Raw genomic sequence first — 13,932 nt, 5'->3', positions numbered from 1 at the left:
TTTAATAGATGTTATTTCTGTTGGCCTTTCTTCGCTTCATCGCCTAATCCACTGATCTGCAAGCATTCGCTGGCGATTTTCCTTCGATGCAGCGAACATGCCCGCTGATTTTGTTTTTCAACGGAGTGACCGTGGCCCACGAGCAACCCCAGGCCCCCGCCGACCTTACCCCGCCCGCCCAACTGCCCTGGTTTCGCCGCCTGGTCGCCCGCCTGCTGGGGCGTGGCCTGACCCGCCTGCAGGCTCAGCACCGCGACTCATGGTTTCTGGGTCACGCCGAGGGCCAGCGCAGTGGTCATGCCGATGCTGAGCGTGAAGGGTTTGAGCGTGGACGGATGGAAGGCTACGAGGCCGGGCGCCAGGTGCTGGTGATCCGCGACTCCCGCCCAGACACTGCTGGCGTGCCGGGCCGGGACGATAACCTGTTCGACGACTGGCGCCTGCCGTTGACGGCCGAGCTGAAAAAGCGCTTCAAGGCCGATGTCGCCCAACGTGTGCCCGCCGAGGCCCAGCCCAGTGCCGCACAGTGGAAGCTGATTTTCAGCGACACCCCGTCCACCTGCGTGGTGGCCGGTGCCGGTGCCGGCAAGTCCACGTCGCTGGTGCTGCGCATTTTGCTGCTGCGCCATTACCTGGGCTACGAGCTGGATGCGATGACAGTGGTCACCTTCACCCGCGAGTCGCGCAAGGACTTCATCAAGCGCCTGCTTCAAGTGTTCGCCCTGTGGCAGATCAACCTGCAACCGGTCCAGGCCCGCGAACTGGTGCGTACCTTCCATTCGCGCATCCTGCCGCTGGTGCGCAGCCTGCCGGGCTTCGACCAGGTGCGCGCCTTCGAGACGCTGGGCAACGAGATGCCCGCCGGGCATGAGGCCGAGGCCGACAGCAACCCGTTCGACCTGCGCCTTAACGATGCCCAGCGCCAGCAACTGAACCAGTGCTACAGCAGCTTGCTGGGCGAGAGCCCGCGTTTTGCCGAACTGGTCGGCCTGCTGCGCAGCGAAGCGTTGCAACTGAAACCACTGGACCCGAACAACCCCGATGTGCAGAAGCGCGCACAGGTAACGCAGCTGGCGGCCCAGCGCGACGAAGAGCTGTGCGATGTGATCGAGGACCTGTGGTTCGCCGCTGGTGCCTGGCCGATCAAGGGCATCGAACCCTGCCGCGAAACCGTCGACATCCGTGGCAGCCGCTTCCATGTGCATGGCCGGCTGGAAGGCCAGGGGCCTTGGGTGGTGCTGGGCTTCGACCCCGCAGAAAGTGCCCAGTATCAGCGCCCCGGCGCCAAGCTGGCAGTGCGTGCCGAGTGGGCGGTCAAGCGCACCTTGTTGCAGGCCTTCTGCGACCGGCCGCTGATCTGGCTGGACAACTACGCCATGGCCCGGCGCCTGGCGGCCTCGTTGGCGGGTGATGCCGTGGCTGGCCCGGGGTTCGAGTACAAGGTCAAGGGTGAGCTGGCCCCGGCGCCGTTGCTGGATGCCTTTGTCGGCGCGGCCAATTTCATCGAGAACCTTGGCCTGGACGTAAATAACGCGGTGGCGGCGATGAGTTTCCCGTCCGGCGACAGCGATGCCTTGTTCTTCGAGGCCCTGGCCCTGTACTGGAAAGCCCTGGAAGCGCACTTGCTGGACCAGTCGCCACCGGTGATGAGCTACAACCGCATGTTCGCCTTGTTTGGCGAGAACAACCCGGAAAACCTCTACCTGCTGCCCGACCCGCTGCTGCGGCCACTGGCGCACCTGATGATCGACGAGTTCCAGGACGTGTCGCCGCAGATTGTCAGCTGGCTGCGTGCCTGCCTGGCCGAAATCCGCCGACGCGGCCCGGCCATGCACACCGGGCGCCACGCGCAGCATTCGTCGCTGCTGTGCGTGGGGGACGACTGGCAGTCGATCTACGGCTGGCGTGGCAGTTCACCCAAGTACTTCATGGAGTTCACCAAGGCCTTCCCGTCGCCGGCCAACACCCGGGTGATGCTGGTCGACAACTACCGCTGCCAGCAGCAGGTGATCGACGCGGCCGAGCACCTGGTCAAGGGAACGCCGGCGATTGCCGGCAAGAAAGCCCGGGCCAGTGGCCCCGCAGCCGAACTGCCGGGGTCGCCGGTCAAGGTGTTCGACCGTGACGAAGCCGCCTTGGGCGAAACGCTGATGGAGCACTACCAGCGGGGCGAGACGGTGATGATGCTGTACCGCAAGGGCAGCGACAGGGCCTTGATGAACGAGCACCTGCAGAGCGTGCTGCACGCCGAGGCGGCATTGCCGGCCGAGCAGCGCCGACTGCGTCAGCTCACCTACCACAGTGCCAAGGGGTTGCAGGCCGATGCGGTGTTCATGTTGGGTGACTGCCAGTACCTGACCAGCTCGCCCTACAAGAACCAGGTGTACCGCCAGGCCGGGCTGGGCAGGGCCGGTGATGCCCAGGCGTTCGATACGGCGCAGAAGGAAGAAGTGCAGCGCCTGGCCTACGTGGCGGTGACCCGCGCCGTGCAGCATTGCTACTGGCATGTGGAGGCCGCCAATGGCGAAGCGGCGGCGGCCCCGCGGGCGTCCAGCCAGGTGGATGGCCGGCAGGCCTTCTTCGAAGACCTGCGCGGGCAGTGAGAGCCGCTTAGCCGCCGATGGTTTGCGCCTGGCGAGTGAGGCTGGTCAGCAGACCGGTTTCAACCTGTCGCTGTTCGGCAGTCAGTACGTCCACCCCTTGGCGGTACTGCTGCTCGTTGATCGAGACGCGACGCAGCACTCCTTGAGCATTCAATGGGCTTTCAGGCATGACGCCGGCCAGCGCTCGTAGAACAGAACTGTCCAGGGAGGTGACTGGGTCGGCGGTTTCATCCAGGCAATAGTACAGATAGTCCAGACCTGGCCGCCAAAAGTCGGTGATCAGGCTGAACTGTGCTGCATGCTCACGTTTCAGGTACTCGACCCAGCTCGGCTGCTGGGTCAACCATTGCTCCCGAACGGTGGCGTCCGTATCCAGAGCAAGAACCGCCGCTTTTACCCTGTCGATGATCGTCTGGTTGATTCGGGCCGTGCTCCGGTACAGCATACCTCGGCTCGGCTCAGGGTAATCCAGTGCAGAGGACAAGGACTGGCGCAAGGCCAGGCGCAACTCGATATCGTCCACCAGCCCCGTTTCCAGATCGCTGTCCGGAAAGGCAGAGGGATCATCAAGTTCATCATAGGGCGGTAAGTCTGCATCGAACACATCATCCTGTAGTGCCGCCTTGCGCAACGACCTTTTCCCGCTGATGCGGTCGGCCAGCTGGTTTACCTGATGACGCCGATACAACCTGCGGTACAGGTTCAGTAGCTCGGTCACTCGATTGCCGGCTAGGCCTGCAGCTTCATGGGCCAGCACTTCTATTTCCAATGCACTGAAAGCGTCGGCCCCCGCGTCCCCGCAAGTTGGGGGGAAGTCGCCAGCCACGGTGGCCAGGCGCTCGCGCAGTTCGGTGTCTTGGGCAGCGTTTTCCAGCAGCGCCCACACACGCTCCCTCAGGGCCTCGGCATCACGCTGCGCTTCTGCCGACTGGGCGAGGCGCTCCAGTACCCCCAGCAACGCCGCATTTTCACCTTGGTCGAACAAATCGCTCCACAGTTGCTCTTCGGCGCTGCTCGCTTCGCCACGGAAAATGCCTTGCCACTGCGGCACGTCCTCTGCGTGTTCGAATACGTTGACGCCACTGCTGCCCAGGCGTGCGCGTGTCTGGGCTTCCAGCGTGTTGTAGTTGAACAGCCAGCGGCGCTCAGGCAGGCGGGCGGCGACGTCACGGGCGAAGGGGGTACGCAGCACCCCTGGCAGGTCTGGCAGTGTGCGAATGCGGTTGGAGGAGAGGTTGACATAGCGCAGTTGGTACTGGGGCTGGCTCATGAGGGTGGTCAAGCTGTCGGGCCATTGCTGCAGTTCGCAACGCTCGAGGTCCAGGTGGGTGAGGCGAGCCATGAAGCGCAGGTCGGGCGGCAGCTGCAATGGGTTGCCAGGCATATGCAGTACCATGGGGTGAATCATGTCCTGAAAACGGGCAGCGAGGGTTTCATCGAGTGTGATCTGATTATTGCCCAGGCCTAGTGCATCCAGTGGCAAGCGCGCAAGGAAACTCAAGCTGGCGTCATCGAGTTGCAGGCGGTTACGGCTGAGGCCAAGTATTCTCAGGCCGGGCATCGCCTCGATGGCTTGTTGGGCAGTGGCTGTAAGGGCAGTCAAGCCATTGCTTGTCAGGCCCAGCTCGCGTAGCCGTGGCGCAGACTTGAGCGCCTCGAACAGTGTTTCGGCGTCCATGTCGGGGTTGCCGAGGATTTCCAGGTTTTCCAGGTTGGGGAAGTTTGACAGCAAGCCGCTGTCCAGGCGCCGCAGCTGTAACCCATCAAGCGTGAGTTGCCGGATATGCGGCATGCGAGCAGTGAACGTTGGCAGCGCTGGCAGTTGCATGCGGTCCAGCACGAGCGCCTCACGCTGCGCGCCGCCTTCACGCCGGGAAGCACTCATCAGTCGCTCGGTGCACTGTTGGCGATCAAAGCGCTCTTCCAGCGAAGCTGAAGCGTTGGCCCAGCGGTTGAGGTCACGGCTGAGGGTACGCTGTTCTGCTTCCAGCCGACTGATGGCAATACCCAGGTCGCCCCCTTGGGCAAGATCAGCTTGCAGCGCACTGATTTGCGGGCTGCTGAGTTCGGGGTAGAGTGCCCGGAGGCGGCGCGCGGCGGGCAGGCCCCGACCACTCAAAGGGTAGCCAAGTTGGCCGTTGGCCATGCGCAAGGGTGAGCGGAAGCTCGGCTTGATAGGCTGTTGGCCCAGCAGTGAGGCGCAGTGCTGGCGATCGGCAAGGGCAAGTTGCAGCAACTGGGCCGAGTCAACCTGTGGGTGCTCGGCTTGCAGGGCCTGTTTCAGGCGTTGGCTGTCATCGTTAGCCAGGCTGCGCCTGAACATGCCGAGGATGGCGCGGTCTAGCCGCGCACGGGCTTGCAGACGGCGGGCTTCTTCGGCAATGCGAAGCGGCACCCGTCCGTTTGTCAGGCTTAGCCGTTCGGCGTTGCTGATGTTGGCCAGTAACGCTTCAAGCGCACTGTCCGGCAAGCCGGGAAACTGTCGGGCGAGGGGGTGGGCGGCTGGGGGAAGGACGGGCTGGCGGCTTTGTTGCAGGCTGCTGAACAACGCCTCGCGATGCGCTTCCAGGTGTGTCGCGAGCGTGTTGTTCAAGGCAGAAGATCGCTGCTCGGGCGGCGTGTCACCCAGCAGTTGCAGCGCGGCCTCTTCATCCATTTGAGCCAACACGGTCTGGCTCAGTTGGCCATTGTCCAGGTCGGTGCGGGTGACTTCGATTTCTACCTGCCCCGTCGAATGGGGCGGGCCGTAGCGCACAGACTCGCCCCAGGGTTCTGGCCCTTTGTAAACCTTGAGTACAGTCCCCTCAGGCCACCCCGGCAGGCGCAGCAGTTCAGGTAAGGCAAAGTTCTTGTACGCTGCCAACGGCAGCCCATGGCGTACGCAATCGATGATCTGTCGAGCCTCGTTGTCGAGTTGCAGGCGTTGCAAGGTGTCGATCAACAGGGCGGGTGGGCGTGAGCCTGTTGCCTGGTTTCGGCGCAATACACCTTCATCGGTACCGGTACTGCGCATGGCGTAGTCCAGTTCGCTTTCGTCCAGGCCAGTGGTGTAGTTGCCCAGGCGGCTCATGAGTTGCTGGTGGTCCCATTCCAGCGGTTGTTCATGGTCGAGTTGCCAGCGAGCGTCACCATGATGCAACAAGCGGGGCGCATAGGCCTGCGCATCATCGGGGTGGCGCACGCGCCATTGTTGCTCAGCGTCCTGAAAGACTTCGTATAGCGTCCCATCCAGCTTCAGGTAGGTCTTCCCATCGACGTGCACATGGCCGAGCGAATCGGGTTGAATTCCCTCAGGGATAGCCGCTGTACTTGCATACGGCTTCATGTCGGGGTGCCAGAGCACTTCCTGATCTTCGTGCCACACACTGGTCAGCGCATCGACGAAGCCTGATGCCTGAACGATCTTGGTGCCTACCGCAAAACCGGCGATGACCGTAGCATTGATGGCCAATGATTCCAGTTGCACCAGCGCTTGCTGCCTATCACCTTCTTCCCAGGCCTCGAACCCGGTGAAAACAGAGCTCATCAGGTCGTAGGCGAAAACGCCAAGCATGACCGTGTTCAGCCCGGGCACGAAGAACGCGGCCACGTTGAGCACATTCATGCCCATGTCGAACCAGTGCTTCAGGCGCTCGTTGCGGGCCTTGGCGTCTACGTCGGCAGTGGGGACAGCAATGGTTTTCGCGTCGGCCTTCATGCGCGCAAGGTGCGCGTTGTACAAGGTGGCCCAGGGATCGGTGCGGATGGGCGAGGGGGTGAAATGGAGTACCGGCTTGTGCCGGGGTTTGCGTATGCCTGCATCGTCCTTCTCGAACAACGCGCTCTCCAGCTTGTCGGCCAGTTCCTTTTGCCTGTCCCTGTAGGCGAAATGGACCAAGGCACGACGGAATGTGCTTTGCAGCAAGCGGCTACGCAGGTGTTTGCCTGCTGCCTGGCGTGAGGCAAATTCCCGGACCGGGTGCTCGTTGTCTTCAGGGATGTAAACAATGCACGGGTTTATCTGGCCAGGCTCGTCGGGCCCGATGAACAGGATCTCGTGGATGGGGATACCGAACAGGCTGAAATTCCAGCAGTGCAACGGCTGTTCATCATAGGTGGGCTGGGGCTTGCCATCGCATAACTGAATGAGCGCATTGCCCCCGCGGTCGCTCAGCAGGCCTTTGAGCTTTGCGATCAGTACCTGCACCCTCAAAGCTTCACGGCTGGCTTGAATCGACAGGCGCTGGACTTCAGCGCGGTTGGCGCCCTCATGGGTTGCCAGCAGGTGATCTTGATAGCGCTGGCCGAGGTCCAGTGCCCGACAATGCTTGACGAAGTCCGCCATCGTCAGCCCTGGCAAAGGGGTTTCGCTGCCTGCTGCACAGGTGAGCCTGCTGTAGGCGCCTACTTCATCCAGGCCCTCGAAGTTGTGCAGGGCCGCCTCCAGCAAGCTACGTGCTTGCGGCTCGCCCACGGGGCGGGAGGCCAGCACATCCACCTTCCGGTCAGGGAACAAAGGCACTTCCAGGTCAGGAACGCCGGTCCAGATATCGGCATCGGCTTCAAAGGGCTGAAAGACATACTGCGCCCTGTCTACAGGCACATTCACATTCAACCGCTTGGTTAGCAGAGGCGTGCTGAATGTGATGATGTCCTTGAAGCCCGCAAGTGCTGCCTTGAGTTGCGCCAGGCATTTGTTTCGCGCCTTGATGGCGTTGCGCAACTGCTCGCGCGCGGGCGCATCGGCAGTGGCATACCATGTGTAAGGGGTGCCATCTTCAGCCAGATAGTCCCTGCGCAGGCTTTGCACCACTTTTTGCGTGTGTGCGGGGTGAAGCGCCTTGCTCCATTTGGGCAGTGCGCGGGTTATCTGGTTTTTATGCAGCGGCGTGGGGGTTGTCATGGTCATGACCTCTTGCGTAGAGGGGATAGTCCACGCTCATCAAGGCGCCGTGGTGCGGTAGATAGTTGTTGGTAGCGGTCGGTCTTGCGCATGCGCGGGTCGGTGAGGGGCCAGCAGCAGGGGGAGATCTGCGAGAGGGTGGAGGCAGGCCATGGCGCAGGCTTCAGCCAAGGAGAATTGCAATGCGTTCGCTGTGCAGTCCGAAAGACCACCTGCTAGACCTTGATGGTATTGAAATAGCGGTCCGCACCTGGGGCGCCGAAGACGGTATTCCCGTATTGGCCTTGCATGGCTGGCTGGACAACGCGGCCTCGTTCGAACGCCTGGCACCGATGCTGGACGGTTGTTTCGTGGTAGCCCCCGACCTGGTCGGCCATGGCCGCTCTGACCATCGCCGACACGACAGTGGCTATTACCTGTGGGAGCATGCTGAAGACATGCTGGCGGTGACCGACAGCCTGGGCCTGGCGCAGTTCCATGTGCTGGCCCATGGCATGGGCACCGGGGTGGCATCGCTGCTGGCGGCCATGACCAGCGGCATTGCCAGCATGACCTTCCTCGACGGCATGGGGGCACCGTTCACGGTGGCCGAGGATGACCGCGTGCAGCACCTGGCGCGGGCCTACCGGCTCAAGCGCATGGTGCAGCGCAGCCAGCTGCCGGGGTTTGCCGAGCCAGACCCCGGCCGCTTCGACGACCTGGACACCGCCCTGGCGCAACGCCGCGAACGCCTGGACACCGAGCTGTCGGAAGGTGCCGCACGGCTGCTGGCGCTGCGCGACCTGCTGCAACTGGGCGATGGCTACTGCTGGCGCCACGACCCGCGGCTGGTGCTGCCTGAACCGATGCCGCTGACCGAGCGCGAAGCCTGCGAGCTGCTCAACCAGATCAGCTGCCCGTTGTACCTGCTGTTTGGTCGCCAGGGGGCATTCACCGGCGAAGCCTTTACCCGGCGCGAGGCCGCCTTGCCTGGTCAGGCGAAGATTTCGTGGCACCCGGGCGGGCACCACTTCCACCTGGATACCCCAGACCGGGCGCTGGTCGACCAACTGTTGCGCATCCTGACGCGGCATGAAGGGCGCGTGCTGCAACGGTTGGTTAACGAGTAGCTGATTCTGGTCACGCCGGGCGAAGCTGGGCTATGGTGGCGAACGTATTCGCGCACACGGCACAAGGAGCCCGGCATGCGACCGTTCGCTATCAAGCACATAGACCATCTTGTTCTGCGGGTCAGCGACCTGCCGCGCAGTGTTGCCTTCTACACCGAGCTGCTGGGCTGCGCTGTCAGCCGCGTGCGCGACGACCTGGGCATGGTGCACCTAGCCACGGGCACGGCGATGATCGACCTGGTGACCCTGGACGGCCCACTGGGCCAGCCAGGCGGGGCGGCACCGGGGGTGGAAGGGCGCAACCTGCACCATTTCTGCCTGCGTATCGAGCCGTTCGACGAGGCGGCATTGACGGCCTACCTGGAAGCCGCCGGGGTAAAGGTTGAGCCCGCAGAGAAGCGTTATGGTGCCGAAGGCGAGGGGCTGTCCCTGTACTGTTACGACCCGGATGGCAACCAGGTCGAGTTGAAGGGGCCGGTGGCGGAGGCGGTATGAGCGAACTGCACAGCCGTGAGCATTGGATCGACACCGCCCAAGGCAAGCTGTTCGCTCAGGAGTGGGTACCCCTGCAGGTGCAGGGGGCGCCCATTGTCCTGCTGCATGATTCGCTGGGTTGTGTGGCGTTGTGGCGCGACTTTCCGGTGCAGTTGGCCCGCGCCACCGGGCACCGGGTAATTGCCTACGACCGCCTGGGCTTTGGCCGGTCCGACGCACACCCGGGAAGGTTGCGCCTGGGCTTTGTCGAGAACGAGGCGCAGCAAGGGTTCACGGCGCTGCGCGAGTACTTTGGCATTACCGATTTCATTGTCTTCGGCCACAGCGTTGGCGGTGGCATGGCCGTGGCCTGTGCGGCGGCCTTCGCCAGCCAGTGCGTGGGGCTGATTACCGAGTCGGCGCAAGCGTTTGTCGAAGCGCGCACCCTTCAAGGCATTCGTGCAGCCGATCTGCAGTTTGCCGAGCCCGGGCAACTGCAACGGCTGGAGCGCTACCACGGCAGCAAGGCCGAATGGGTACTGCGCGCCTGGGTGGACAATTGGCTGGCTGAGGATTTTGCCGAGTGGAACCTGGATGCCGTGTTGGCGCAGGTCCGCTGCCCACTGTTGAGCCTGCATGGCGATAACGACGAGTTCGGCTCGCCAGCACACCCCGAACGGTTGGTGGCGCTGGCCAGCGGGCCGGCGGTAATGCGTCTGTTGCACGGGTGTGGGCATGTGCCGCATCGCGAGCAGGCTGCACAGGTACTGGCAGAGGTGATGCAGTTCCTAAGGTAAAGGTCTTCAGTTGACGCGAGTGCTCACAGAACAACCCATGACTATCTGAATTGCAGAGGCCCTGTGGGAGCGGGCGTGCCCGCGAACACCGGCGCAGCCGGTGCCATGCACCGAGTCGAATTCTTCGCGGGCGCGCCCGCTCCCACAGCAGTGCATGCGCCGTTCTTTCAAGCGCTCACCTGGCCTAAGGCCCAACACTGGCGGCTCCTGACTGACTGGAGTCGCCCAATGCGCACCCTGTATGCCCCACTGTTTTTCTTCGGCTTCATTGCCGCCGCACTGTCATTGGCAGCCCAGCCGTTGTGGCTACTGCCCTTGCTGGCCAGTGCCGTGTTGCTGTCATTTATCTGCGAACGGCTCATACCCTACAAGGTTGTCTGGAATCAGGTACAAGGCGAGGGGCGACGTGACCTTTGCCATGCGCTGGTCAATGAATGCCTGACCCTCTGTAGCGTGGCGACCATTCCGCTGCTTGCCAACTGGCTCCCGGGTACGGGGCTTTGGCCTGATCACTGGCCGTTGGCCCTGCAGTTGCTGCTAGCCATTGCGCTGGCCGACCTGGGCATCACCCTGGTGCATTACGCCAGCCACCGCAGCCCGCTGCTGTGGCGGCTGCATGCGGTGCACCACAGTGTCACGCGCCTGTACGGTTTCAACGGCCTGATGAAGCACCCTCTACACCAGTTGCTCGAAACCCTGGGCGGCACCTTGCCGTTGTTGCTGCTTGGCTTGCCCGTCGAGGTGGCATCGCTGCTGGCGTTCAGTGTGTCTATCCAGCTGTTGCTGCAACACAGCAACGTGGACATGCGCATTGGCGGCTTGCGCCATGTGTTCGCCTGGGCGCCGGTGCATCGCCTGCATCACCTGAAGTACGGCAGCACTGGCGACGTCAACTTCGCGCTGTTCTTTCCGCTCTGGGACCGGCTGCTTGGCACGGTCCTGTACCTGCCAGGCTATGCGCTTGCGGACGACGACATGGGCATCGGTGATCGGCCCGACTATCCGCAGGCCTACCTGGCGCAATTGCGCGAGCCGTGGGTGAACGGCGATGCTCATGCCCCTGCGGTGTTGCCAGCGGGGTTGTGCCAGGCGCTAGCCGACCGTACGTAGACGCAATCCGCGCAAGGCGGCCCGGGGGCTGAGGCCGAACTGCCGGCGAACGCTGCGGGTGAAGTGCGCCGAGTCGGCAAACCCTGCCGCCAATGCCGCTTCGGTCAGGCTGGCGCCGCTCAGCGCCCTTTGCATAGCCACACGCAAGCGCTGCCACAACACCAGCCGCCGCACCGACAGCTTCAGTGAACCGCTGAACAGGCGCTCCAGCTGGCTGATCGACAGCGTCGCGGTACTGGCCAGTTCCCGGGCCGGCAAGGCTTGCTCGTCGAGCGCGCGGATGCGCTGAAGCGCTTTTTCCAGGCGCGGGTCGAGCCGGCGGCGCGGCCAATGCCCAAGGCTTTCTGCCAAGTGTTCTGCACGGTTGCCCGAGTGCTCGCAGGCCAAGGCAAGGTCTGCCAGGTCGAATGCCAGCGGCTCGGCGAACAGGGTAAGGCACGGTATGCCATGACTGAGGATGGCATGGGGTTGCTGCGAGGCAATCAGCACCTGCGGGCCGCTGCAGATCTGCTCGCCCACGCGCACCTCGACATCGGCACCGAGGCCAATGAGCACCTGATGCGCGTAGTGCACGTGACGGTCGGTCCTGCCGAGTGTAGACAGCAGCAGACAGTGATCGTCAGCCAACCAGATATCGCCTAGCCAGCCCGGTGTAGCCGTGTCGTTCATGCTGCCCTCTGGCGTGCGGCCAGGCGGGTGGATATCCCGCCAAACCCGATTATGCTTCAGTTACCTTGCTGCGATCCGAGGCGGCCCGCCTCGTCGTGCTTCGCGCAACCAAAGCAAGCCCCAAGGCCTGGGTGCGACGGTGAAGTGGTTGTGAGGTGCTCCGGCCTGCATGATGACATGACGGAGGCAACCCATGGCGGTTCTCGACAGCACATCCACGGGCAGTAGCGCGCCCCAACGCGGTATCACCCGGGAGGAGCGCAAGGTCATCTTCGCCTCTTCCCTGGGCACGGTGTTCGAATGGTACGACTTCTACCTGTACGGTTCCCTGGCGGCGATCATCGCCAAGCACTTCTTTGCCGGGGTCAATGAAACCACCTCGTTCATCTTCGCCTTGCTCGCCTTTGCCGCCGGGTTCGCCGTACGGCCATTCGGTGCCATTGTGTTCGGCCGCCTGGGCGACATGATCGGGCGTAAGTACACCTTCCTCATTACCATCGTGATCATGGGCCTGTCCACCGCCATCGTCGGCCTGCTACCTGGCTACGCCGCGATCGGTGTGGCCGCGCCGATCATCCTGATCACCCTGCGCCTGCTGCAGGGCCTGGCACTGGGTGGCGAGTACGGCGGCGCGGCCACCTACGTGGCCGAGCATGCACCGAAGGGGCGGCGCGGCTTTTTCACCGCCTGGATCCAGACCACGGCCACCTTGGGGCTGTTTCTGTCGCTGCTGGTGATCATGGCGTGCCGCACGGCCATGGGGACCGAGGCCTTCGAGGCCTGGGGCTGGCGGGTGCCATTCCTGCTGTCGATCCTGCTGCTGGCGATTTCGGTGTACATCCGCATGCAGCTCAACGAGTCACCGGTGTTCATGAAGATGAAGGCCGAAGGCAAAGCCTCCAAGGCACCTCTGACGGAGTCGTTCGCCCGTTGGGACAACCTGAAGGTGGTGATCATGGCGTTGCTGGGCGGCACTGCTGGCCAGGCCGTGGTGTGGTACACCGGGCAATTCTATGCGCTGTTCTTCCTGTTGCAGATGCTCAAGATCGAGCCACAGACGGCCAACCTGCTGATTGCCGGCTCGCTGCTGATCGGCACGCCGTTCTTCATCTTTTTCGGCAGCTTGTCTGACCGCATTGGCCGCAAGAAGATCATCATGGCCGGCTGCATTATCGCTGCGCTGACTTATTTCCCGATCTTCAAGGCGCTGACCGAATACGGCAACCCGGACGTGTTCGTTGCCCAGGAGCAGAACCCGGTGGTGGTGGTGGCTGACCCTGGCCAGTGCGCGTTCCAGTTCGACCCGGTGGGCAAGGCCAGATTCACCAGTTCCTGCGACATCGCCAAGAGCCTGCTGGCCAAGCGCGCCATTCCCTACACCAACGAAGCGGCCGAACCTGGCAGCGTGGCGCAGATCCGTATTGGTGAGCGGGTACTGCCGAGCTTTGAAGGCAGCAGCATGGCCGCAGCGGACTTCAAGGTGCAGAGCGAGGCGTTTACTGCAACCTTGAGTGGTGCATTGAAAGAGGCGGGCTACCCGGAAAAGGCTGACCCGGCGAAGATCCACTACCCGATGGTGCTGTTGCTGCTGACCCTTCTGGTGATCTACGTGACCATGGTCTACGGCCCGATTGCCGCCTGGCTGGTGGAACTGTTCCCGGCGCGTATCCGCTACACCTCGATGTCGCTGCCTTACCACATCGGCAACGGCTGGTTCGGCGGCTTCCTGCCGACGGTTGCGTTTGCCATGGTGGCGGCGACCGGGGATATCTATTACGGCTTGTGGTACCCGATCGTGATTGCCGTGATGACGGCGGTACTGGGGATCTTCTTCATGCCAGAGACCAAGGATCGGGATATCAGCCATACCTGAGATTAATGGATCGCCTGTGCGGGCCTCTTCGCGGGCAAGCCCGCTCTCATCAAACAAAATGCAACCCACTGTTTTTTAAGCACTCAGGCAGCCACCAGTTGGTACCCCAGTTTCCGGGCTTTGCGAAGCAAAGCCCGGACCTGTCGGTCTTGGCTCCTGGCTTCGAATTCCTCAAGACCTTTTTCGACATAAGCCTGTTTCTTGGTTAGCAGGTTGTACACCAGTCGTGCCAACTGGTGGGCAGTGGCTTTGATGGCGCAGCTGGTATCCATTCGAGTCAGCCTGGCTCGGTGCGATGCACCAATGAAACCCTTGTCATTACGAGCATTGGATGCAGCCTGCTTGAGTGCTTGAGCTGCTCGATTGACTATTTTGGGCCCGCCTCCTGCCAGTCGATGACCGCCGGAGATTCGGG

General features: G+C 62.8%; 8 protein-coding genes and 1 pseudogene. 6 read left to right on the top strand and 3 right to left on the bottom strand.

Annotated elements, in window-relative coordinates:
- Positions 1-86 precede the first annotated feature (86 nt).
- Positions 87-2,603 carry a UvrD-helicase domain-containing protein gene (locus A0O30_RS26725; protein WP_105948706.1) on the top strand — a complete coding sequence of 839 codons (2,517 nt, stop codon included), beginning with the start codon at positions 87-89 and terminating at the stop codon, positions 2,601-2,603.
- 7 nt (positions 2,604-2,610) lie between these two features.
- Here A0O30_RS26725 and A0O30_RS26720 read toward each other — a convergent pair whose 3' ends face one another.
- Positions 2,611-7,485 carry an NEL-type E3 ubiquitin ligase domain-containing protein gene (locus A0O30_RS26720; RefSeq protein WP_371921639.1) on the bottom strand — a complete coding sequence of 1,625 codons (4,875 nt, stop codon included), beginning with the start codon at positions 7,483-7,485 and terminating at the stop codon, positions 2,611-2,613.
- Between the two features lie 182 nt (positions 7,486-7,667).
- Between A0O30_RS26720 and A0O30_RS26715 the strand changes: the two genes are divergently transcribed.
- From A0O30_RS26715 to A0O30_RS26700, 4 genes are all read left to right on the top strand, one after another.
- A complete protein-coding gene (locus A0O30_RS26715) occupies positions 7,668-8,594 on the top strand; it encodes an alpha/beta fold hydrolase (RefSeq protein WP_105948705.1) in 927 nt (308 codons plus the stop codon).
- A 75-nt stretch (positions 8,595-8,669) separates the two neighbouring features.
- Positions 8,670-9,089, top strand: a complete 420-nt coding sequence (locus A0O30_RS26710; protein ID WP_105948704.1) for a VOC family protein — start codon at positions 8,670-8,672, stop codon at positions 9,087-9,089.
- Positions 9,086-9,865 (top strand): alpha/beta fold hydrolase, encoded by a 780-nt coding sequence (locus A0O30_RS26705; protein ID WP_105948703.1) that lies wholly within the window; start codon positions 9,086-9,088, stop codon positions 9,863-9,865. Before A0O30_RS26710 ends, A0O30_RS26705 begins: the two co-directional genes overlap by 4 nt.
- Positions 9,866-10,093: 228 nt before the next feature.
- Positions 10,094-10,975, top strand: a complete 882-nt coding sequence (locus A0O30_RS26700; protein ID WP_105948702.1) for a sterol desaturase family protein — start codon at positions 10,094-10,096, stop codon at positions 10,973-10,975.
- Here the strand turns inward: A0O30_RS26700 and A0O30_RS26695 are convergent.
- A complete protein-coding gene (locus tag A0O30_RS26695) occupies positions 10,958-11,644 on the bottom strand; it encodes a helix-turn-helix domain-containing protein (protein ID WP_105948701.1) in 687 nt (228 codons plus the stop codon). The genes A0O30_RS26700 and A0O30_RS26695 overlap by 18 nt on opposite strands.
- Positions 11,645-11,837: 193 nt before the next feature.
- Here A0O30_RS26695 and A0O30_RS26690 point away from each other — a divergent pair, with 193 nt between their 5' ends.
- Positions 11,838-13,517: an MFS transporter gene (locus tag A0O30_RS26690; protein WP_105948700.1), complete on the top strand. Its 1,680-nt coding sequence runs from the start codon at positions 11,838-11,840 to the stop codon at positions 13,515-13,517.
- A gap of 83 nt (positions 13,518-13,600) precedes the next feature.
- Here A0O30_RS26690 and A0O30_RS26685 read toward each other — a convergent pair.
- Positions 13,601-13,932 (bottom strand): annotated as a pseudogene (locus tag A0O30_RS26685) (IS110 family transposase); the annotation flags it as partial.

The organism is Pseudomonas sp. LLC-1, assembly GCF_002992185.1.
Classification (GTDB): Bacteria; Pseudomonadota; Gammaproteobacteria; order Pseudomonadales; family Pseudomonadaceae; genus Aquipseudomonas; species Aquipseudomonas monteilii.
The sequence above is the reverse complement of the archived record's forward strand: the minus strand, read 5'-3'. Positions and strand labels throughout refer to the sequence as shown.

Coding starts and splice junctions, on each gene's coding strand:
- A0O30_RS26725 (WP_105948706.1), top strand. CDS start 87: ATGCAGCGAACATGCCCGCTGATTTTGTTTTTCAACGGAGTGACCGTG.
- A0O30_RS26720 (WP_371921639.1), bottom strand. CDS start 7,485: ATGACAACCCCCACGCCGCTGCATAAAAACCAGATAACCCGCGCACTG.
- A0O30_RS26715 (WP_105948705.1), top strand. CDS start 7,668: ATGCGTTCGCTGTGCAGTCCGAAAGACCACCTGCTAGACCTTGATGGT.
- A0O30_RS26710 (WP_105948704.1), top strand. CDS start 8,670: ATGCGACCGTTCGCTATCAAGCACATAGACCATCTTGTTCTGCGGGTC.
- A0O30_RS26705 (WP_105948703.1), top strand. CDS start 9,086: ATGAGCGAACTGCACAGCCGTGAGCATTGGATCGACACCGCCCAAGGC.
- A0O30_RS26700 (WP_105948702.1), top strand. CDS start 10,094: ATGCGCACCCTGTATGCCCCACTGTTTTTCTTCGGCTTCATTGCCGCC.
- A0O30_RS26695 (WP_105948701.1), bottom strand. CDS start 11,644: ATGAACGACACGGCTACACCGGGCTGGCTAGGCGATATCTGGTTGGCT.
- A0O30_RS26690 (WP_105948700.1), top strand. CDS start 11,838: ATGGCGGTTCTCGACAGCACATCCACGGGCAGTAGCGCGCCCCAACGC.